General features: G+C 61.1%; 21 protein-coding genes and 1 other RNA gene. 9 read left to right on the top strand and 13 right to left on the bottom strand.

The genetic code is table 11. The features are described from left to right. Positions 1–145: 145 nt before the first annotated feature. Positions 146–1,315, bottom strand: coding sequence for an acetylornithine deacetylase (argE, locus tag AC1Q8Q_RS12320; RefSeq protein ID WP_020797286.1), 1,170 nt, complete (start codon positions 1,313–1,315; stop codon positions 146–148). A gap of 156 nt (positions 1,316–1,471) precedes the next feature. Here argE and AC1Q8Q_RS12325 point away from each other — a divergent pair, with 156 nt between their 5' ends. After that, complete coding sequence (locus AC1Q8Q_RS12325) at positions 1,472–2,839, top strand: CYTH domain-containing protein (protein WP_020797285.1); 1,368 nt, start codon at positions 1,472–1,474, stop codon at positions 2,837–2,839. An 86-nt stretch (positions 2,840–2,925) separates the two neighbouring features. Here AC1Q8Q_RS12325 and AC1Q8Q_RS12330 read toward each other — a convergent pair whose 3' ends face one another. Next, positions 2,926–3,396: an Lrp/AsnC family transcriptional regulator gene (locus AC1Q8Q_RS12330; RefSeq protein ID WP_454866356.1), complete on the bottom strand. Its 471-nt coding sequence runs from the start codon at positions 3,394–3,396 to the stop codon at positions 2,926–2,928. Between the two features lie 126 nt (positions 3,397–3,522). Here AC1Q8Q_RS12330 and AC1Q8Q_RS12335 point away from each other — a divergent pair, with 126 nt between their 5' ends. The 3 genes from AC1Q8Q_RS12335 to AC1Q8Q_RS12345 all read left to right on the top strand — a co-directional run bounded on the left by AC1Q8Q_RS12335 (position 3,523) and on the right by AC1Q8Q_RS12345 (position 6,123). After that, positions 3,523–3,861, top strand: coding sequence for an ACT-like domain-containing protein (locus AC1Q8Q_RS12335; RefSeq protein WP_020797283.1), 339 nt, complete (start codon positions 3,523–3,525; stop codon positions 3,859–3,861). 89 nt (positions 3,862–3,950) lie between these two features. After that, positions 3,951–5,735 (top strand): type IV pilus assembly ATPase TfpB, encoded by a 1,785-nt coding sequence (tfpB, locus tag AC1Q8Q_RS12340; RefSeq protein WP_020797282.1) that lies wholly within the window; start codon positions 3,951–3,953, stop codon positions 5,733–5,735. A 70-nt stretch (positions 5,736–5,805) separates the two neighbouring features. Beyond that, the gene (locus AC1Q8Q_RS12345; RefSeq protein WP_020797281.1) at positions 5,806–6,123 is read left to right on the top strand and encodes a DUF2388 domain-containing protein; all 318 of its coding nucleotides are present in this window, start codon (positions 5,806–5,808) and stop codon (positions 6,121–6,123) included. 142 nt (positions 6,124–6,265) lie between these two features. On the opposite strand, the gene gcvP is transcribed toward AC1Q8Q_RS12345, so the two are convergent. From gcvP to AC1Q8Q_RS12395, 10 genes are all read right to left on the bottom strand, one after another. Further along, on the bottom strand, positions 6,266–9,139 hold the full coding sequence (gene gcvP, locus AC1Q8Q_RS12350; protein ID WP_033045660.1) for an aminomethyl-transferring glycine dehydrogenase: 2,874 nt from the start codon (positions 9,137–9,139) through the stop codon (positions 6,266–6,268). A gap of 246 nt (positions 9,140–9,385) precedes the next feature. Next, positions 9,386–9,769 carry a glycine cleavage system protein GcvH gene (gene gcvH, locus AC1Q8Q_RS12355; RefSeq protein WP_020797279.1) on the bottom strand — a complete coding sequence of 128 codons (384 nt, stop codon included), beginning with the start codon at positions 9,767–9,769 and terminating at the stop codon, positions 9,386–9,388. A gap of 50 nt (positions 9,770–9,819) precedes the next feature. Next, a complete protein-coding gene (gene gcvT / locus AC1Q8Q_RS12360) occupies positions 9,820–10,902 on the bottom strand; it encodes a glycine cleavage system aminomethyltransferase GcvT (RefSeq protein ID WP_020797277.1) in 1,083 nt (360 codons plus the stop codon). Positions 10,903–11,057: 155 nt separating this feature from the next. Then, positions 11,058–12,674, bottom strand: coding sequence for an ABC transporter permease (locus AC1Q8Q_RS12365; RefSeq protein WP_033044230.1), 1,617 nt, complete (start codon positions 12,672–12,674; stop codon positions 11,058–11,060). Between the two features lie 138 nt (positions 12,675–12,812). Further along, positions 12,813–13,817, bottom strand: a complete 1,005-nt coding sequence (locus AC1Q8Q_RS12370) for an extracellular solute-binding protein (protein WP_020797275.1) — start codon at positions 13,815–13,817, stop codon at positions 12,813–12,815. Between the two features lie 220 nt (positions 13,818–14,037). After that, on the bottom strand, positions 14,038–15,255 hold the full coding sequence (locus AC1Q8Q_RS12375) for a 2-octaprenyl-3-methyl-6-methoxy-1,4-benzoquinol hydroxylase (protein WP_168759239.1): 1,218 nt from the start codon (positions 15,253–15,255) through the stop codon (positions 14,038–14,040). A 9-nt stretch (positions 15,256–15,264) separates the two neighbouring features. Continuing rightward, on the bottom strand, positions 15,265–15,750 hold the full coding sequence (locus tag AC1Q8Q_RS12380; RefSeq protein WP_033042136.1) for a DUF4442 domain-containing protein: 486 nt from the start codon (positions 15,748–15,750) through the stop codon (positions 15,265–15,267). Next, positions 15,743–16,930 (bottom strand): 2-octaprenyl-6-methoxyphenyl hydroxylase, encoded by a 1,188-nt coding sequence (gene ubiH / locus AC1Q8Q_RS12385; protein ID WP_492615077.1) that lies wholly within the window; start codon positions 16,928–16,930, stop codon positions 15,743–15,745. The genes AC1Q8Q_RS12380 and ubiH overlap by 8 nt, the downstream gene beginning before the upstream one ends. Continuing rightward, a complete protein-coding gene (gene pepP / locus AC1Q8Q_RS12390; RefSeq protein ID WP_020797271.1) occupies positions 16,927–18,261 on the bottom strand; it encodes a Xaa-Pro aminopeptidase in 1,335 nt (444 codons plus the stop codon). Before pepP ends, ubiH begins: the two co-directional genes overlap by 4 nt. Positions 18,262–18,287: 26 nt before the next feature. Then, positions 18,288–18,845 carry a YecA/YgfB family protein gene (locus tag AC1Q8Q_RS12395; protein ID WP_020797270.1) on the bottom strand — a complete coding sequence of 186 codons (558 nt, stop codon included), beginning with the start codon at positions 18,843–18,845 and terminating at the stop codon, positions 18,288–18,290. 197 nt (positions 18,846–19,042) lie between these two features. Here AC1Q8Q_RS12395 and AC1Q8Q_RS12400 point away from each other — a divergent pair, with 197 nt between their 5' ends. The 4 genes from AC1Q8Q_RS12400 (at position 19,043) to AC1Q8Q_RS12415 (ending at position 20,483) form a co-directional block, all read left to right on the top strand. Beyond that, entirely contained in the window at positions 19,043–19,252 is a 210-nt protein-coding gene (locus tag AC1Q8Q_RS12400; RefSeq protein ID WP_007982902.1) for a TIGR02449 family protein, read from the top strand. Next, positions 19,249–19,566: a cell division protein ZapA gene (locus AC1Q8Q_RS12405; RefSeq protein WP_008055229.1), complete on the top strand. Its 318-nt coding sequence runs from the start codon at positions 19,249–19,251 to the stop codon at positions 19,564–19,566. The genes AC1Q8Q_RS12400 and AC1Q8Q_RS12405 overlap by 4 nt, the downstream gene beginning before the upstream one ends. 30 nt (positions 19,567–19,596) lie before the next feature. Further along, positions 19,597–19,775: non-coding RNA, 6S RNA (gene ssrS, locus AC1Q8Q_RS12410), on the top strand. A gap of 102 nt (positions 19,776–19,877) precedes the next feature. Beyond that, positions 19,878–20,483, top strand: coding sequence for a 5-formyltetrahydrofolate cyclo-ligase (locus AC1Q8Q_RS12415; protein ID WP_033042138.1), 606 nt, complete (start codon positions 19,878–19,880; stop codon positions 20,481–20,483). 33 nt (positions 20,484–20,516) lie between these two features. On the opposite strand, the gene AC1Q8Q_RS12420 is transcribed toward AC1Q8Q_RS12415, so the two are convergent. Further along, a complete protein-coding gene (locus tag AC1Q8Q_RS12420; protein WP_020797268.1) occupies positions 20,517–20,672 on the bottom strand; it encodes a hypothetical protein in 156 nt (51 codons plus the stop codon). 195 nt (positions 20,673–20,867) lie between these two features. On the opposite strand from AC1Q8Q_RS12420, the gene AC1Q8Q_RS12425 reads away from it, so the two are divergent. After that, positions 20,868–21,317: an EVE domain-containing protein gene (locus AC1Q8Q_RS12425; RefSeq protein ID WP_033042140.1), complete on the top strand. Its 450-nt coding sequence runs from the start codon at positions 20,868–20,870 to the stop codon at positions 21,315–21,317. Positions 21,318–21,330 lie beyond the last annotated feature (13 nt).

A 21,330-nucleotide genomic window follows, 5' to 3' on the forward strand; every position in this document is an offset into this window, starting at 1 on the left:
CCTGGGCCTGTACTAAATAGCAGCCGAAAAAAGGGCGGAACAGAAAACGCACAGCGGGCTGATGGTTATCGTCGGAACAGGCTTGGCGACACGCGCGCTCTCCTCATGAATACGGGTTGGGACACCGGCAATTTAAACTGCGCATTCAACCGGTTGGTACCGATTTTTGGGCCGGCGTCAGGCAGTAATGTTCAATCAACTGTCGTAATAGATGCACCGTAGGCTGCAAACGTGACATTTCGAGGAATTCCCCCGGTTGGTGGGCACAGGCGATATCGCCCGGGCCAAGCACCAGTGTTTCGCAGCCAAGTCGCTGAAGATAAGGCGCTTCGGTGCCAAATGCCACTGCTTCGGCGCCATGGCCGGTGAGCTTTTCGGCAATGCGTACCAGTTCCGCATCCTCAGCCTGCTCGAAAGGAGGCACTTCGGGGAAGAGCGGTGCGTAATCGATTTTTACCTGGTGCCGCTCGGCAATCGCCTTGAGCTTCTGCGAAATATCGGCTCGCAGGATCTTGGGATCCATGCCCGGCAACGGCCGCAGATCGAACTCCAGCGAACACTGGCCGCAGATGCGGTTGGGGTTGTCGCCACCATGGATGCAGCCGAAGTTCATGGTCGGCATCGGCACGCTGAATTGCGGATTACGGAATTCACGCTGCCACAACAGGCGCAAGCCGCGTAGTTCACCGATGGCATCGTGCATGGCTTCGAGTGCGCTGTGCCCCAGGCGCGGGTCCGAGGAGTGGCCGCTCTGCCCGAGGATATCGATGCGCTCCATCATGATGCCTTTGTGCATGCGGATCGGCTTGAGCCCGGTCGGCTCGCCGATCACGGCTGCACGTCCCAGCGGCCGTCCCGCCTGGGCCAGTGCCCGGGCGCCGGACATCGAGCTTTCTTCATCGCAGGTGGCAAGGATCAGCAGCGGCTGCTTGAACGGTTGGTCGAGCAGCGGCCGGACGGCTTCGATGGCCAGGGCGAAAAAGCCCTTCATGTCGCAACTGCCCAGGCCGACCCAGCGCCCGTCGACCTCAGTCAGCTTCAGGGGGTCGGTCTGCCACAACGCGCCATCGAATGGCACCGTATCACTGTGACCGGCCAGCACGAGCCCGCCGGGGCCACTGCCAAAACTGGCCAGCAAGTTGAATTTGCCGGGGCTGACCTGCTGGATGTCGCAGGCAAAACCCAGATCACCGAGCCAGGCGGCCAGCAAGTCGATCACCGGACGATTGGATTGATCGAGGCTTGGCTGGGTGCAACTGACGGATGGCGCAGCGATCAGTGCAGCGAACTGATCTTTCATGGACGGCAAAGGCATCGCTGACTCCAACTCCCGAATTGAAGTCCATCATAGAGCCATCCGGTGACAGGAATAAACCGTCGCACGGCGTAGGCAGGTTGAGTCCTGTACACTGCACGACCTTGGCAGCCACCTTTTCCCCCGGCTGCGCTCCCGATCCTGGATTTTCCGGCCATGCAGAAAGAAACCGAAATCAAGCTCCGCGTCAGCCGCGAAACCCTCGCCGCCCTGCGCGAGCACCCGTTACTGAAAAAACGCAACAAAAGTGGCTGGGAACGCCGTGAGTTGATGAATCAATACTTCGACACCCCTGAGCGTGACCTGGCCCGGGCCAAAGTCGCCCTGCGCCTGCGCAAGGATGGCGAAGAAGTGATCCAGACCCTCAAGACCCGCGGCCAAAGCGTCGCTGGCCTGTCCGTACGTAACGAGTACGACTGGAACCTGCCCAAAGCCAAGCTCGACCTGAAAAAACTGGACGGCGAATGCTGGCCCGAAGAACTGGCCGAACTGGACAAGAAAACCCTGAAAGCCATCTTCACCACCGACTTCGTCCGCGAGCGCGCGGAAATCGCCTGGGGCCGCGGCAAGACCAAAGTGGTCATCGAAGCAGCACTGGACCTGGGCCACGTGGTGGTCGGCAAGCAAAAAGAAGAAATCTGCGAACTGGAACTGGAATTGCGCGAAGGCGAACCCGCTGCGCTGCTGGAACTGGCCGCCGAACTGGCTGAAAAACTGGCGCTGATGCCATGCGACATCAGCAAGGCCGAACGTGGCTATCGCCTGTACGACGCCCACAGTTACTCCTTGAGCCTGCCGGCACCGCAGATCAGCGCCGAAACGCCACTGGACGACGCCTTCGCCGCACTCAGCTGGCACTTGCTGGGCAGCAGCCAGCGCCTGGCCGAGCAGTATCGTTTCAATGGCCACTGGCGCCTGTTGCAGGACTGGGTCGAGAACCTGGCTGAAATGCGCGCGCTGATCAGCAGCCTCGGTCAAGCCGCACCGCGCCAGTCGACCCACGATTTGCGTGTCGCCCTCGACGCCCTGCTGGAAGACTGGCGCCCGCTGGTACAGGCTGGCCTGGACGATGAAGACGTTCGCAAAGCCGCGCCGGAGCAGTTCCTCGAAGAACTCGAAGACCCGCGTTGGGGCCTGTTCTCCCTGAACACCTCGCGTTGGTTGCTGGCCCGCACCTGGACCGCCGAGCGTAATACCCGGGGCAATCGCCAGGGCGCCGCGCAATTGGGCAGCTGGCTGCCGCGCCTGCTGGGCGAGGAAGCCACCTCGCTGCAATTGCAGCGCTACCAGCAACAGCCGGAAGACCTGGCCGAGCAACTGCCGCGTATCGAGCGCATTCAGGTCTGGTTGCACCACGCACGCAACGTGCTGGAGATCCCGGAAATGGATCGCCTCTACGGCGAGCTGAACAAGCTGGCGCAACTGGCCAACGAGCCGATCACCGACGAAACCCTGGATGCGCGCAAGCAACAGGCGATCGCGGTTTATCAGAATCGTGCCTGGAAGATGCTACTGCGCCTGTAACACCGCTAAAAGATCGCAGCCTTCGGCAGCTCCTACATAGAATTGTGTACCCCTGTAGGAGCTGCCGCAGGCTGCGATCTTTTGCTTTACCGCAACACTGGCAAACTGGTCGTCGATTTGATCTCCGACAACGCCACGATCGAGTTCACCTCCTGTATCCCCGGCACCAGCGACAGCTTCTCGAAGAAGAACCGCTCGTACGCCTCGATATCCGCCGCGACGATCCTCAACATGAAGTCCACCGCCCCCATCAGCACGTAGCACTCCAATACTTCAGGAAAACCTCGAATGGCCTCGGTGAACTCGGTGAAGTTCGAACGGCCATGGGCGTTGAGTTTTACCTGGGCAAAAATCTGCGTGTTCAGGCCGATTTTCTTGCGGTCGAGCAAGGTGACCTGGCTGCGAATGATCCCCTCCTCTTTCATTCGCTGAATCCGCCGCCAACAGGGTGACTGCGAAAGCCCCACCTTTTCGGCGATCTGCGCGCTTGAAAGCGAAGCATCCTCCTGCAGCAAGGCGAGAATCCTACGGTCGTAGCTGTCCAACTCGCTATGCATAAAAAAACCTTCAACTGATGATCTTGCGAATTAATTAATTCAACATAACGCGAATATGTCCAATCATAGATAAGAAATACCCGCCGCCGAATGTAAAAATTTCTCCAATCAGATTGGAGATCGAGCATGCCTTACCTGGAAGCCGTGAATACCTCGCTAACCCGCGCCGATGCCTGGAATGCCGGCAACACCCATTGCCGCGTTCACTATCAATTGCTCGCCGAAGCCGAACCGGACCTGTTATGCCGCGCGCTCAACCTGTTCGCCTTGCAGTGCCTGACCCCGCAGCAGGTGCAGGTGCAGCGTCACGACGATTTGCTGGCCATCGATGTGGTCGTCGACGGCTTGAGCTGGCATCGCGCCCAGGTGATTGCGCAAAAACTGCGCAACCTGATCAGCGTCTGTTCGGTCGATCTGCAAGCGGCGGATTGCGCCTGGGGAGAAGCGGTTCTGGCGGCGGGCTGAAAAACCCCGATACGGCTTCGTCGGGTAGTGGCCCAACGGCTTGCAGGGTCACGACTATCCTTTGCGCACTGTTTTCAAAAGGAGCCCGCATGTCCGTTCAAATCGCCCTTCAGGACCGCTGGCTGGACCTCAATGATGTGCTGCGTGAACTGGTCGCCCAGGGCTTTGTCAGCCAGGACTCGGCCGAACAGGCGTTGAACGCCCGACGCCGTCACGCCGCCGATGGCCAGATACACCCGCTGGAGTTCATCGCCAGCCAACACCTGGACGACCTCAGCCGTCCGGGCAAGCACCTCGACCTTGAAAGCCTGACCCTGTGGCTATCCCAGCAGGCGGGCCAGCCTTACCTGCGGATCGATCCGCTGAAAATCAACGTCGCGGCCGTGACGCCGCTGATGTCCTACGCCTTCGCCCAGCGCCACAAGATTCTCGCGGTGTCGGTCGATCGCGACGCAGTAACCATCGCCAGCGCCCAGCCTTATGTAACGGGTTGGGAAGCAGACCTGGCCCACGTGCTGAAGTTGCCGATCAAGCGCGTGGTGGCCAACCCGGTGGACATCCAGCGTTTCAGCGTGGAGTTCTTTCGCCTGGCCAAATCGGTCAGCGGCGCGAACAGCGCCGATCAGCAGGTCAGCCACCTGGGCAATTTCGAGCAGTTGCTCAACCTCGGCGCCAGCGACCAGGAGCCCGACGCCAACGACGCGCACATCGTCAATATCGTCGACTGGCTGTTCCAGTACGCCTTCCAGCAGCGCGCCAGCGATATCCACATCGAGCCCCGACGCGAACAGGGCACGGTGCGCTTCCGCATCGACGGCGTATTGCACAACGTCTACCAATTCCCGCCCCAGGTGACCATGGCCATCGTCAGTCGCCTCAAAAGCCTGGGCAGAATGAACGTTGCGGAGAAACGCAAACCCCAGGACGGCCGGGTGAAAACCAAGACTCCGGAGGGTGGAGAAGTCGAGTTGCGGCTCTCGACCTTGCCCACGGCCTTCGGCGAAAAAATGGTCATGCGGATCTTTGACCCGGAAGTGCTGCTCAAGGATTTCGATCAGTTGGGTTTTTCCGCCGATGACCTGCGGCGCTGGCAGGACATGACCCGCCAGCCCAATGGCATTATCCTGGTCACCGGGCCGACCGGTTCGGGCAAGACCACTACGCTCTACACCACGCTGAAAAAACTGGCGACGCCGCAAGTCAACCTCTGCACTATCGAAGACCCGATAGAAATGGTCGAGCCGGCGTTCAACCAGATGCAGGTCCAGCACAACATCGACCTGACTTTCGCCGCCGGTGTCCGGGCGCTGATGCGGCAAGACCCGGACATCATCATGATCGGCGAGATCCGCGACCTGGAAACCGCCGAGATGGCCATCCAGGCGGCCCTCACCGGGCACCTGGTGTTATCGACGCTGCACACCAACGATGCACCCAGCGCCATCAGCCGGTTACTGGAACTGGGCGTGCCGCACTACCTGATCAAGGCCACCGTACTCGGCGTGATGGCCCAACGCCTGGTGCGCACCCTGTGCCCACACTGCAAGGCCCCGCAAACCCTGGGCGAGGAAGACTGGCAAACCCTGACCCGGCCCTGGCAGGCCCCCTTGCCTGGCAACGCCCAGCGCGCCATTGGCTGCCTGGAATGTCGCGATACCGGCTACCACGGTCGTGCCGGGGTGTACGAAATCATGCAATTGAGCGACGGCTTGAAGGCGCTGATCAATCCCGACACTGACTTGCTGGCGGTGCGGCGCCAGGCGTTCAAGGAGGGCATGCGCAGCCTGCGACTGTCGGGGGCGCAGAAAGTGGCGGCGGGCCTGACGACGATTGAGGAGGTGTTGCGGGTGACTCCGCAGAGCGAGCAGAAGTAGGTGGACCGTTACGGAACTCGATTGGGGGTCGACAATCCAACATCGCAGTTAATCAGTGGAGTCACCCATCATGCGTTTCAAAGTTGCTGTCGCTACCATCGCCTTGTTGTCCCTGCCTGTCGGCTCGGCGATGGCTGATAGCTTTTGGCGTAACGTCCTTACCTCCGGTGCAACCACCGGCTCGACCTACCTGACGTTCAAGGATAACAAGATGATCGTCGCGGCCCAGGACGATGCCGGCAGCTTTGTGGCCAGTGACGGCAGCATCCGCGGCCCGTACCTGGAAGCGGCAATGCAGAAAGTCCGCGCCGACAACCCGGGTTTGCAGGCCACGGATATGGAACTGGCGAATGCGATCCTGGCGAAGAATGCCGTGGCTTCGGAATAAGGTTGCCGAACAAAAAATGCCGCCCATATGAGCGGCATTTTTTATGGACGTTTAAAAGCAAAGATCGCAGCCTGCGGCAGCTCCTACGGGGGATCGCATTACCATGTGGGAGCTGCCGCAGGCTGCGATCTTTTGACCTTGCCTAACGGTATTCGTCCAGCGGCACACACGCACAAAACAGGTTCCGGTCGCCGTAGACATTGTCCACCCGGTTCACCGCCGGCCAATACTTGTGCGCCTTGGTGTGCGCATCCGGTGTGACCGCCTGCACGATGCTGTAAGGCCGTTCCCACACGCCAGTGATGTCCGCCAGCGTATGCGGCGCTCGCTTCAACGGGTTGTCCTCGGCCGGCCAGTTGCCGTTCTGCACCTCGGTAATTTCCGCGCGGATGCTCAGCATCGCGCCGATAAAACGGTCCAGCTCTGCCTTCGATTCGCTTTCGGTGGGCTCGACCATCAACGTTCCCGGCACCGGGAACGACATGGTGGGTGCATGGAAGCCGTAGTCCATCAGGCGCTTGGCAACGTCCTCCTCGCTGATGCCGGTCAGCGCCTTGAGGGGGCGCAGGTCGAGAATGCATTCGTGGGCCACTCGCTCGTTGCGGCCGGTGTAGAGGACCGGAAACGCGCCGGACAGGTGCCGCGCCAGGTAATTGGCCGCCAGGATCGCCACTTCACTGGCGTCGGCCAATTGCGGCCCCATCATGGCGATGTACATCCAGCTGATCGGCAGGATGCTGGCACTGCCCCAGGGCGCCGCACTGACTGCGCCATTCTGTGGTTGCGGTCCTTCGATAGGCACGACCGGGTGATTGGCCACGAACGGCGCCAGGTGGGCGCGCACGCCAATCGGCCCCATGCCCGGCCCGCCGCCGCCATGGGGAATGCAGAAGGTCTTGTGCAGGTTCATGTGTGACACATCGGCGCCAATGTCCGCCGGGCGCGCCAGCCCGACCTGGGCGTTGAGGTTCGCGCCGTCCATGTACACCTGGCCGCCGTGGCTGTGGATAACTTCACAGATTTCGCTGATGCCTTCTTCATACACGCCGTGGGTCGATGGATAAGTCGCCATCAGGCACGCCAGCTTATCCCCGGCCTGGGCGGCCTTGTCTTTCAGGTCCTCCAGATCGACGTTGCCCGCCTCGTCACACTCGACGATCACCACGCGCATCCCGGCCATCTGCGCCGAGGCCGGATTGGTGCCGTGGGCCGACGAAGGAATCAGGCAGACATCCCGCCCGCCCTGCTGGCGGCTCTCGTGGTATTTGCGGATCGCCAGCAGGCCGGCATATTCGCCCTGGGCCCCGGAGTTGGGCTGCATGCAGATCGCATCAAAACCGGTAATCGCGCAAAGCCAGCGCTCCAGTTCTTCGATCATCAATGAATAACCGAGGGCCTGTTCTCTGGGCGCAAACGGGTGCAGGTTGGCGAACTGCGGCCAGGTAATCGGGATCATTTCGCTGGTGGCGTTGAGCTTCATGGTGCACGAGCCCAGCGGGATCATCGATTGATTGAGTGCCAGATCCTTGTTTTCCAGTTGCTTGAGGTAGCGCAGCATCTCGGTTTCGCTGTGGTGGGCGTTGAACACCGGGTGGCGCAGATAGGGCGAGGTCCGTGCCAGCGTGTCGGGAATGCCGCCGTCCAGGGTTTCAGCGTCCAGCTCGTCGACACTGAGCCCATGATCGGCCCCCAGGAACAGGTCGAACAGTTTCGCCACCGTGGTTTCATCGCAGGTTTCGTCGAGGCTCACACCCAATTGCCCACGCCCCAGAATGCGCAGGTTGATTTGCGCGGCCTGGGCGCTTTCGATGATTGCGGTCTGGGTGCCACCGACCTCCAGGGTCAGGGTGTCGAAGAAGTGTTGGTTGAGACGGGTAATGCCCTTGCGCTCAAGGCCCGCGGCAAGGATGCAGGTCAGCCGATGGACGCGCTGGGCAATCCGTTTCAGCCCTTCGGGGCCGTGATAAACCGCGTAGAAGCTGGCGATATTGGCCAGCAGCACTTGAGCGGTGCAGATGTTCGAGTTGGCCTTTTCACGACGGATATGCTGCTCGCGGGTTTGCAGCGCCATGCGCAGGGCAACGTTGCTGCGGGCGTCTTTTGACACGCCGATGATGCGGCCGGGAATCGCCCGCTTGTACTCGTCACGGCTGGCGAAAAACGCCGCGTGAGGGCCGCCGTAACCCATGGGCACGCCAAAACGCTGGGATGAACCGAACACCACGTCGGCACCCAGCTCCCCCGGCGGGGTGAGCAGCAGCAGGCTCAGCAAATCAGTGGCGACACACGCCAGCGCCTGCTGGGCATGCAGATGATCAATCAGCGGACGTAGATTACGGATCTCGCCGTGGGTGTCGGGATATTGCAGCAGTGCACCAAATACCTGGTGCTGTTTCAAGTTATCCACAGCGTCGACGATCAGCTCGAACCCGAAGCCTTCGGCACGGGTCTGCACCACGGAAATGGTCTGCGGATGGCAGTTTTCGTCGACAAAGAACAGATTGCTTTTCGACTTGGCAACCCGCTTGGCCAGGGCCATGGCTTCCGCGGCCGCAGTGGCTTCATCCAGCAGCGAGGCGTTGGCCAGTTCAAGTCCCGTGAGGTCGATGGTCAACTGCTGGAAATTCAACAGCGCTTCAAGCCGGCCTTGGGCGATTTCCGGTTGATAGGGCGTGTACGCGGTGTACCAGCCGGGATTTTCCAGGACGTTGCGCAGGATGACGGCGGGGGTCAACGTGCCGTGATAGCCCATGCCGATCAGGCTGGTCCAGACCTGGTTTTGCTCAGCGTAACCGCGCAGCTTGGCCAGTGCGGCTTCTTCGTCGAGGGCTGGCGGCAGGTCGAGTGGTCGGTTCAGGCGGATTCCCGGCGGGACCGTCTGCTCGATCAATTCGACCCGGCTGCCGAGGCCAAGGCTGTCGAGCATCGCCTGCTGCTCGGCGGCATCAGGGCCAAGGTGGCGGCGAAGAAAGGCATTGGGGTCGCGTAACTGGCTCAGGGACGGCAACTGGGACATGACGGGCTCTCTCTTGGCTGGCGCTCAGCGTCGATGCAACTCGGTCAATCCAGCATAGCAGTCGATGCCAGACCCGAACCCTTGCAGGAGCAAGCATGCTCGCGATGAACCTGAGAACACCGCGGGGTGTCAGGCTTCCAGCGTCATCGTTGACGACCATCGCGAGCGTGCTCGCTCCTAAAGGGGAAAAATCGCCAGAAGCAAAAAAGCCCCGACAGGTCGGGGCTTTGAGATAACGCTGAAGGCTTACTCGCCGATGGCGGCCTTGTAACCCGCTGCATCAAGCAGCTTGTCCAGGTCAGCCGTGTTGCTTGGCTTGAGCTTGAAGATCCACGCGCCGTACGGGTCGGAGTTGAGCAACTCAGGCTCACCGCTCAGAGCTTCGTTGACCGCGATCACTTCACCGGCAACCGGGGAATAGATGTCGGAAGCGGCCTTGACCGACTCCACCACACCAGACTGATCACCGGCGGCGAAGACGTTGCCGACTTCAGTCAGCTCAACGAACACCACATCACCCAGCGCTTCCTGCGCGTGATCGCTGATGCCCACGGTGACGGTGCCATCGGCTTCCAGGCGAGCCCATTCGTGACTCTCGGCAAAACGCAGGTCGGCAGGGATATTGCTCATGTTCTGTGTCCTCAGGAAATTTATCGGCGGTCAACATCCGCCGGGAAAGGTTAGATCAAGGTTTTGCCATGGCGCACGAAGGTCGGCTTGACCACTCGGACCGGGTACCACTTGCCACGGATTTCCACTTCCGCGCGGTCGGCGGTGGCCATCGGCACCCGCGCCAGTGCAATGGACTTGCTTAGCGTAGGAGAGAAACTACCACTGGTGATCTCCCCTTCGCCAACATTGGCGATGCGAACCACCTGATGAGCGCGCAAAACCCCGCGTTCCTCAAGGACCAGACCGACCAGTTTATGTTGTACGCCACCGCTGCGCTCGGCTTCCAGCGCCGGACGGCCGATGAACTGGCGAGTGGAAGGCTCCCACGCGATGCTCCAGGCCATATTGGAGGCCAGCGGGGAAACGTCCTGGTGAATGTCCTGACCGTACAGGTTCATGCCCGCCTCGACCCGCAGGGTGTCGCGCGCGCCCAGGCCTATGGGGGAAATGCCCGCCCCCACCAGATCGTTGAAGAACCCCGGCGCCTGGTCGGCAGGCAGAATGATTTCCAGGCCGTCTTCACCGGTGTAGCCGGTGCGTGCGATGAACCAGTCACCGTCGGGCCGACCTTCGAACGGCTTGAGTTTCTGGATCAGTGCGCCGCGTGCCTGGCTCACCAGCTCGGCAATCTTGTGCCGGGCATGGGGGCCTTGAATGGCCAGCATTGCCAATTCGGATCGCTCGTTGAGCTGTACGTCGAAACCATCGAGATGCGCCTGCATCCACGCCAGGTCCTGGTCGCGGGTGGAGGCGTTGACCACCAAGCGGTAACCGCTTTCGAGACGATAGACGATCATGTCGTCGACGATACCGCCGCGCTCATTGAGCATGGTGCTGTACAACGCGGTACCGGGTTTATGCAGGCGTTCGACGTCGTTGGCCAGCAAATGCTGGAGCCAAGCCTTGGCCTGGGGGCCGTCGACATCGATCACGGTCATGTGGGATACATCAAAAACACCGCAATCGCGGCGCACTTGATGGTGCTCCTCGACCTGGGATCCATAATGCAGAGGCATATCCCAACCGCCAAAATCGACCATCTTCGCGCCGAGGGCAAGATGAAGGTCATACAGAGGCGTACGCTGTCCCATGGGTTTCTCCTTCCGGGCGTGGCGAAGGTGCGGTCGAGTGATAATTTGTGCGGGAACCTTGAAATAAAAGGCTTCCAGCCGCTTTCACTACCTTATCTGTCAGACGGACCGCACCGAATGCCGCGCATTGTAGCCGCAAGGTGTAGGACTGGCACCTAGCTGTTTCGATGCGCCGAACGTCGTATCAATCCGATGACTGGTAGCAGCCCGACCAAAACCAGGGTCAAGGCCGGTAAAGACGCCCTCGCCCACTCACCTTCACTGGTCATTTCGAAAATCCGCACCGCCAGCGTGTCCCAGCCGAACGGGCGCATCAGAAGGGTCGCGGGCATTTCCTTGAGCACATCGACGAACACCAGCAAGGCCGCGCTCATCGAACCGGGGAGCAGCAAAGGTAGATACACTTTGAAAAACAGTCGCGGCCCACTGACGCCCAGGCTACGTGCCGCTTCGGGCAAAGATGGCCGTATACGCGCCAGACTGCTTTCCAGCGGACCGTAGGCCACAGCGATGAAGCGCACCAGGTAAGCTAGCAGCAGCGCCAACAGACTGCCCAGCAACAACGGCTTGCCAGCCCCGCCGAGCCAGCCGGAGAGCGGGATCACCAACACGCGATCGAGGTAACTGAACGCCAGCATGATCGAAACCGCCAGCACCGATCCGGGCAAGGCGTAGCCAAGATTGGCCAGGCTCACCCCGGCGCGAATCCCCCGGGTCGGCGCCAGCCGCCGGGCAAACGCCAATACCAGGGCGACACTGACGGTGATCAACGCCGCCATCGCCCCCAGGTACAACGTGTGAATGATCAGGCCGGTGTAACGCTCATCCAGATCCAGGCGACCGCGCTGCCAGAACCACACCACCAGCTGCAGCATAGGAATGACAAAGGCGCAGGCGAACACCAGAGCGCACCACCCCGTCGCCAACAGTGCCTTGAGACCGCGCAGGTGATACAACGCCTTGACCCGTGGCCGTTCATTGCTCGCACGGTTGGCGCCGCGGGCACGCCGCTCGCCGTAGAGCACGAGCATCACCACCAGCAGCAACAGGCTGGCCAGTTGCGCGGCGCTGGAGAGGCTGAAGAACCCGTACCAGGTCTTGTAGATGGCGGTGGTGAAGGTGTCGAAGTTGAACACTGACACGGCACCGAAATCCGCCAGGGTTTCCATCAGCGCCAAGGCTACGCCAGCACCGATGGCCGGGCGCGCCATGGGCATCGCCACGCGCCAGAACGCCTGCCATGGGGATTGACCGAGCACCCGTGCCGCTTCCATCAGCCCCTTGCCCTGAGCCAAGAAAGCGGTGCGCGCCAGCAGATAAACGTAAGGATAGAAGACCAGCACCAGGACCAGGATCACCCCTCCCGTGGAGCGCACACGCGGCAAACGTAGGCCGCTGCCGAACCACTCTCGCAACAGGGTTTGCACGGGACCGGCAAAATCCAGCAGCCCGACAAAGACGAATGCCAGCACGTAGGCCGGAATCGCAAAGGGCAGCATCAGTGCCCAGTCCAGCCAACGCCGACCGGGGAATTCGCAAAGGCTGGTGAGCCAGGCCAGGCTCACCCCCAGGACCGTGACGCCAACGCCGACACCGAATACCAGGGTCAGGGTGTTGCCCAGCAGGCGCGGCATCTGGGTTTCCCAGAGGTGGGACCAGATCTGCGGGTCGATGGCTTGCCAGGACAGCAGCAGGACACTCAGGGGAAGCAGGACCAGCGCAGCGATGGCGAAGACCAGGGGATACCAGCGGCGTTGGGCGGGGTGGGCCAAGGTATAGCTCTCGCAAAATCTTGAAGTGTAGGGAAAACGCAAAAAGATCGCAGCCTCCGGCAGCTCCTACATTGGGTCGGTGATCACCCTGTAGGAGCTGCCGAAGGCTGCGATCTTTTGCTCTTTATTGCGGGCGACTCAGTTCCAGCCAGCGCGATCCATCATGCGAATCGCTTCGGCCTGGCGCTTGCCGGCAACTTCCACCGGCAGGGTATCGGCGACGAACTTGCCCCACGCAGCGACTTCGGCGGAGGGTTGCACGGTCGGGTTGGCCGGGTATTCCTGATTCACATCAGCGAAGATCTTCTGTGCCTCTGGCGTGGTCATCCACTCCACCAGGGCCTTGGCCGCTTCCGCATGCGGCGCGTGCTTGATCAGGCCAATGCCCGACAGGTTGACGTGCACGCCGCGATCCGCCTGGTTCGGCCAGAACAGTTTAACCGGCAGATCCGGTTTTTGCTTGTGCAGGCGACCGTAGTAGTAGGTATTGACGATGCCCACGTCGCACTGGCCAGCATTGATGGCCTCGAGCACTGCCACGTCGTCGGAGAACACGTCAGTGGACAGGTTGTTGACCCAGCCCTTGAGGATCTGCTCGGTTTTCTCGGCGCCGTGCACTTCGATCAGGGTGGCGGTCAAGGACTGGTTGTAGACCTTTTTCGCCGTGCGCAGGCACAGGCGGCCTTCCCAGTTCTTGTCGGCCAGTGCTTCGTAGGTGGTCAGTTCGCCCGGTTTCACTCGGTCGGTGGAATAGGCGATGGTCCGCGCCCGCAGGCTCAGGCCGGTCCAGGCGTGGGAGGCCGCACGGTATTGCAGCGGAATGTTGGCGTCTATGGTTTTCGAGGTGAAGGGCTGGAGGATGCCCATCTGCTCGGCTTGCCAGAGGTTGCCGGCATCGACGGTCAGCAGCAGGTCGGCGGGAGTGTTCTCACCCTCGGCCTTGATTCGCTGCATCAGCGGCGCTTCCTTGTCGGTGATGAACTTCACCTGGGTGCCGGTTTTCGCGGTGTAGGCATCGAACACTGGCTTGATCAGTTCATCGATGCGCGAGGAATAGACCACCACCTCGTCAGCGGCCTGGGCGGCGGTGCTGCCGATCAGGGTCAGGGCCAGTGCGGTCAGTAGACGCTTCGGTGCCAACATGGGAGCGGTCTCTCGATTGAAAAAGTGAGGTCAAATGATAAGGACTCACATTTCGCTTCTCAATCGAACAGTTTCCGGAGGAGTTACCAGATGTTGCACAGCGGGAATTGATAGTGAATGTGCTGACGCCTTCGCGAGCAAGCCCGCTCCCACATTTGAAATGCATTCCCATGTGGGAGCGGGCTTGCTCGCGAAGAGGCCATCAGCCACACCAAGGACATCAGGCCTTGGCCAGCGCCGGCAAATCCCCGATCAACCCCAACGCCTCACGCACAAACAGCGCCTTGGCCTCGGGCATCCGATCGACCCAATTCAACCCGACATTACGCAACAAGCGCACCGGCAACGGGTCAGCCTGGAACAACCGTTCAAAACCTTCCATTGCCGCCATCAACGCCAGGTTATGCGGCATCCGCCGACGTTCGTAACGGCTCAGCACCTTCACGTCCGCCAGTCGCTCGCCACGGGTTGCCGCTTGCAATAGCACTTCGGCCAGCACGGCAGCATCCAGGAAACCGAGGTTCACGCCCTGCCCGGCCAGCGGGTGAATGGTGTGCGCGGCATCGCCGATCAAGGCCAGGCCCTCTGCCACGTACCGCTTGGCATGGCGCTGACGCAGCGGCACGCACAGGCGTGGGTCCGCACTCAGTACCGTGCCAAGTCGACCTTCGAAGGCCCGCTCCAGCGCACGACAGAAATCCTCGTCATCGAGTTCCATCAAGTGCCCGGCTTCGCTCGGCGTGGTCGACCAGACGATCGAGCACCAATCCTGCTGACCGTCGCGTTCAAGCGGCAGGAACGCCAGCGGGCCATTGTCGGTAAACCGCTGCCAGGCGGTCGCTTGATGAGGTTTAGAGCTGCGCACGCTGGTGACGATGGCGTGATGCAGGTAATCCCATTCCCGCGTGGCGACACCAGTCAGGCGTCGCACCGCCGAGTTGGCCCCATCCGCCGCGATCACCAGCGGCGCACGCAAGGTGCGGCCATCGGCCAGGGTTAGCAGCCAGTCGTCGCCGGAGCGGCGCATTTGTTCCAGGCGCGCATTGGCCAGCATGCCCAGGTCACAGTCGTGCAAGCGGTCGAGCAAGGCGTCCTGAACCACACGATTCTCGACGATATGGCCCAGGGCATCGGCATGCACGCTGGCCGCCGAAAAGTGGATTTGCCCGGTGCCGCTGCCGTCCCAGACGTGCATGTCGCTGTAGGGACTGCTGCGCCGGCTGGCAATACCGTCCCAAACACCCAGGCGTTCGAGAATTCGCTGACTGGCAATGGACAATGCACTCACGCGCGGCTCGAACGGCGCCTGCGGGTCATAGGGTTTGACGCTCAACGGGCTGCCATCGAGCAGCAGGACTTCCAGCCCGCTGTCCTGCAACGCCAGCGCCAGGGCGCTGCCGACCATTCCGGCCCCGACAATCAGCAGATCTGCGCGCATTTCCATGCTTTAAGCCTGTCTCGCTTGCGGCTTGAGCCGCACGTAAAGGGTTTTTCCGACACGCGCCACCAGGTGGCCGGCGCCGTCATGGATATCGACCTGCAATTGCGGCAGGTACTTCTTGCCCTCCGCCGTCTGCCGGCGGATCTCGTCGAGCAAGGTGTCATCGATGTTGAAACGGGCGAATACCGGGCCTTTGCCCGGCGCAATGAAATCGATGTCGGCGGACTTGTCCCAGATGATGTACTCGCGACCAAGGTTTTCCATCAGCATCAGCATGAAGAACGGATCGACCATTGAATACAGGCTGCCGCCAAACTGCGTGCCGACGTAGTTGCGGTTGTACCAACTCAAGCCCATGGACACCTGGACATCACGAAAGTCATCGCTGATGTACCGCACCCGAACCCCGGCACCAAGGTACGGCGGATAGAGGTTCATGAACCGGCACATCAAGCGGGCCTTGCCAAACCTGCGCGTCAGCCACTTAAACATCAGGGCGAGTACCCAGGCCCATGGCTTGCCGGGCGAACCAGCGCTTGGCCGGCGGCAGCAGATCAAGACCGAGCAGGCCCAGATTGCGGCCCAATGAGACCAGCGGCTGAGTACTGCCGAACAGGCGCGTGACCTGGTCGGAGAAGCCCACGGTGAGGCTCTGGTCCAATCGCTGGCGCTCGCGGTAATCCTGCAAGGTGGCGAAGTCGCCCGGCAGGCGTTCGCTGGCGAGCAGCGCATCGGCCAGCGCCTGGGCATCGCGCAGGGACAGGTTGAACCCCTGGCCGGCAATCGGATGCAGGCTGTGGGCAGCATTGCCGAGAACCACCAGGTGCGAGCGCACCTGCTCTTCGGCCTCCACCAGCGCCAGCGGATACAAGTGCCGCACACCGACTTGCTTCAACGTGCCAAGGCGATAACCGAACACCCCCTGCAGCTCGCTCAGGAAACTGCGCTCATCAAGGGCGGCCAGGCGCTGTGCATCCATGCCCTGGCGGGTCCAGACCAGCGCGCAACGATTGTCCGGCAACGGCAGGAACGCCATTGGGCCGTCGTCGGTGAAACGTTCGAACGCCATGCCGTCATGGGCTTCGCTCGGGGTGATGTTGGCGATCAGCGCGCTCTGGTTGTATGGGCGTTTCTTGATGCCGATGCCCAGTTGCTCGCGCAAGCCTGAACGGCCGCCATCGGCGAGCACCGCAAGGTCGCAATCGAGCGTGGTTTCGTCATTCAGGGTCAGGCGGTAGCCATCAGTGAGCGGCTCCATGCGCGTGACTTCCGCCGGACAACGCCAACTGATCACGCCCTGGTCCAGGCCTTGCCACAGGCAATGGCCAAGCCAGGCGTTTTCCACCACATACCCCAGCGCCGGAACGCCCTCTTCCATCGCCGACAGTCGCGCCGTGGAAAAACGCCCACGGTCAGAGACGTGAATCTGCTTGATCGGCTCTGCGCGGCGGGAGATTTCCTGCCAGGCGCCCAGGCGCTGATAAATCTGCCGCGCACCGAAGGACAACGCCGTGGAACGCGCATCGTAACTGGGTTGATAGCTGTCCCCGGGGGCAAACGGTTCGATCAGCACGATCTTCCAGCCACGGGCCTTTGCCCCGGCCTGCAAGGCTAACGCCAGACTGGCGCCGACCAGGCCGCCACCGATAATCGCCAGGTTGACTCGATTCATGCCGCTTGTGTCCGTGCTTGCGCCATCAGGGCCTCGATCTCGGCGACGGTTTTCGGTACGCCTTTCGTCAGGATTTCACAGCCGGCCTTGGTGACCACGACATCGTCCTCGATGCGCACGCCAATGCCGCGCCATTTCTTCGCCACGCTCTGGTTGTCCGGAGCAATGTAGATCCCCGGCTCCACGGTCAGCGCCATGCCCACTTCCAGCACGCGCCATTCGCCACCGACCTTGTACTCGCCGACGTCATGCACATCCATGCCCAGCCAATGACCGGCGCGGTGCATGTAGAACGCCTTGTAGGCTTCGCTGGCGATCAGTTCGTCGACGTTACCCTGCATCAGTCCCAGCTCGACCAGGCCCGAGGTAATCACCCGCACCGTGGCTTCGTGGGCCTGGTTCCAGTGCTTGTTCGGGGCAATCTCGGCAAACGCGGCTTCCTGGGCGGCCAGCACCAATTCGTAGATTGCCTTCTGTTCTGCGCTGAATTTGCCGTTGACCGGCCAGGTACGCGTGATGTCGCTGGCGTAGCAGTCGATCTCGCAACCGGCATCAATCAGCACCAGGTCACCGTCCTTGAGCAGCGCGTCATTCTGCTGGTAATGCAGGATGCAGCTGTTGCGCCCCGCCGCGACGATCGAGCCGTAGGCCGGCATCTTCGCCCCGCCTTTGCGGAACTCGTAATCGAGTTCGGCTTCCAGGCTGAACTCGTGCAACCCGACACGGCTGGCCTGCATCGCACGCACATGCGCCTGGGCGGAAATCCGTGCGGCTTCGCGCATCACCTTCACTTCTGCCGCCGATTTATACAGGCGCATGTCGTGCAGCAGATGATCCAGGGCAACGTATTCGTTCGGCGGCTGGGCGCCGAGGTTGGCCTTGGAGCGGATCACGTTGATCCATTCCATCAGGTGCCGGTCGAATTCCGGGTTGCTGCCCATGGCCGAGTAGACGCGGTCACGGCCTTCGATAAGGCCGGGCAGGATGTCGTCGATGTCGGTGATCGGGAAGGCGTCGTCGGCACCGAAGTCGCGAATCGCGCCCTCTTGCCCGGCGCGCAGGCCGTCCCACAACTCGCGTTCGGCGTTGCGTTCACGGCAGAACAGGATGTATTCACCATGCAGGCGCCCTGGCATCAGGACCAACACGGCCTGAGGCTCGGGAAAACCGCTGAGGTACTGGAAGTCGCTGTCCTGGCGATAGACGTGCTCGACGTCGCGGTTGCGGATGGCTACCGCGGCGGCGGGCAGGATGGCGATGCTGTTGGGTTCCATCTGCGCCATCAGGGCCTTGCGGCGACGGCTGTATTCCGATTTCGGGATATGAATCATGGGCAGATGGCGTTCCCTGGCATTGATCAGTGCAGCGACGGCTTGGCCGCAGCCGCTGCGTCTTTCTTGGTTTCCGAGAACAGCAGCAGCGGCGCGACGCGCAGGTACTCCATGACTTCCATATAGTCGGTTTCGCCGTCTTCGGACTCTTCCAGCGCGTCTTGCACCTGGGAAATGGCTGCAAGATCCTGCAACACTTCAGTTGCCTCAGTGCTGAGCATGCTACTGTCGCGGCAATTCAAGCCGAAACCACTGAGGAAGCCTTGGCACCACTGGCCCAGAGCCACGGCGCGTTCGGTCAGCGGAGCGTCGTCGGTCGGCAGCAACAGGACCACGGTTACGTCGTCGCCGGTGAGCTCACCCTTGACCATCTCTTGCAGGCCGATCAGGGCGCTGCGAACGTTGTCCTGCGGCTCGCTTTCGAGCAGTTCGGCGGCGTCGATCAGCCAGCCTTCGGCGTCGAAACCGGCGCCGGCGCAACTGCGGCCGAGCAGCAGGCCGTGCAGTTCGGCAGGCGAGACGTTATGACCGCTGGAGGTCAGCAGGGTGGCGAAGCCTTGGTACGGGGAATTCTGAATGGTCATGGGCAGCTAGGCGCCAGACGGCGCTATGTCTAGAATGAAGGCCTTGTATCCTACATCGACTACCCCTGTAGGAGCGAGCACGCTCGCGATGGTCGTCAACGATATCCCTGGGGTCCTGACACCCCGCGGCGTTCTCAGGTTCATCGCGAGCATGCTCGCTCCTACAGTTACCACCCATCAGACGAACAGTGGACACAATGGAAGACACCGACCTGCAAGCGCTGATGGCCAGACTCGAACTGTTGATTACCCGAGTCGAGCAACTTAAGAGCCAAAACGGACTCTTACTAGCTCAGGAAAAGACCTGGCGCGAGGAACGCGCGCACCTCATTGAAAAAAACGAAATCGCCCGGCGTAAGGTCGAATCGATGATTTCGCGCCTCAAGGCCCTGGAGCAAGACTCATGAGTTCAAGCAATAGCGTCACTGTGCAGATCCTCGACAAAGAATATTCGATCATCTGCCCCCAGGAAGAGCGCAGCAACCTGGTGAGCGCCGCTCGCTACCTGGACGGCAAGATGCGCGAAATCCGCAGCAGCGGCAAAGTCATCGGCGCCGATCGCATCGCCGTGATGGCCGCGCTGAACATCACGCACGATTTGCTGCACAAGGAAGAACGACCGGATATCCAGGCCAGCGGTTCAACCCGCGAACAGGTGCGCGACCTGCTCGATCGCGTCGATCTGGTGCTCGCCACTGATCCGGATGTCACCAAGGGCTGATTCGCGTCACCGCTTGCGGTATACTCTGATCACTCCCTGGGGTGCTTGCCAGTTGGCGATGTCCCTGAGCCGATTTGCTATACCCTGGAGGTCGCACGTTGGGCTGGTGTGCATGTCCGCTAGACGGAAAGCCTTAAAGCCTACTGCGTCTTCCACCTTGAACTTTCGGGTTCAAGGGCTAAGTCGACAGCGGCACATCCGGGGAGCCTGATTCCAGTCCGATGCCGGTTTTAATACCGGCATCGGCGTTTTTACTGCTCTGCTTTTTTACAGAGGCGCTTTAGGTAACCGTATTGCCGAAGCCAAAATCCATGACCGAACCTGCGCTGCTCCCTCGACCGCAACTTCGACGCATGCTGCGCAAGGCCCGCCGCGCACTGACAACCAGTCAGCAGCGCCAGGCGGCTCGCGGGCTGTACAAGCAATTGGCCCAGCAACCGCTGTTCCGCCGCGCCAAACACATCTCTCTTTACCTGCCCACCGACGGTGAAATCGATCCGCGCCTGTTGTTGCGTGCGGCTCAACGTCGGGGCAAGGCCACCTATCTGCCGGTGCTCAGTGCCTGGCCGCGAACCAAAATGGTGTTCCAGCGCATCCGCCCCGGCGAAAAGCTCAAGCCCAATCGCTTCCGTATCCTCGAACCCAGGCACAACCTCGCACGACAACGCAAAGTCTGGGCGCTGGACCTGGTGCTGCTGCCATTGGTGGGGTTTGACGATGTTGGCGGACGCCTGGGCATGGGCGGCGGCTTCTATGATCGAAGCCTCGCCTACCTGGCGCGCCGCAATGACTGGCGTAAACCGACATTGCTAGGGCTGGCCCATGAATGCCAGAAGGTCGAGCGACTGGCTCAAGCGAGCTGGGATGTGCCGTTGCAAGGAACGGTGACGGACAAGGCCTGGTATTACGCAGGCTAGACGCCACCGCGCTCAGGCGTCAAAAAGCAAGGATCAGCGCTTGAAGGCTGTCGACTGTTGCTGCAGCGCCGAGACCTCGATGGGTGCATCGGTCTTGTTGTTCCACAGGCTTTGGGCATAGCCAGTGGTTACGACGCCAAGGCCGAACAAAATAACCAAAATCCAAAGTAAATCCGGTTTGCGTTTCATCGATTGCCCCCCAAAGGCATATCAACACGATGTCAGCAGCGGTTTCCATTTGTAGGCCGTGCAGCAGCGTCAAGCTTGAAAGGCCGGCATTTTGCGACAACGTGAACCCGCACGCAAATGCTGGCGTCAACCGACCGTCGGTTTGTCATAAAATTGCCCGACGACCTTTCCACCCACTTCGCAAGGATCCAAACCATGGCCTATTGGCTGATGAAATCCGAGCCCGACGAACTCTCGATCAAAGGCCTGGAGCAGCTTGGCAGAGCGCGCTGGGACGGGGTTCGCAACTATCAGGCGCGTAATTTTTTGCGCGCAATGGCGGTGGGGGACGAGTTCTTTTTCTACCATTCGAGCTGCCCTGAGCCGGGGATTGCCGGGATTGGAAAGATCGTCAAAGCCGCCTATCCGGACCCAACCGCACTGGAGCCCGAGAGTCATTACTACGATCCGAAGGCCACTGCCGAGAAAAACGCCTGGAGCGCTATCGATGTCGCTCACGGCGAAACGTTTTCCAAAGTGTTGAAGCTGGATTTCCTGAAACAGCAATCGGCGCTGGCCGAAATGCCACTGGTACAGAAAGGCTCGCGACTGTCGGTGATGCCCGTGACCGCCGAGCAATGGGCAGCGGTGCTTGGTCTGCGCTGATCAATGCACGGCC

The organism is Pseudomonas sp. GW823-FHT06B06 (genome assembly GCF_058795195.1).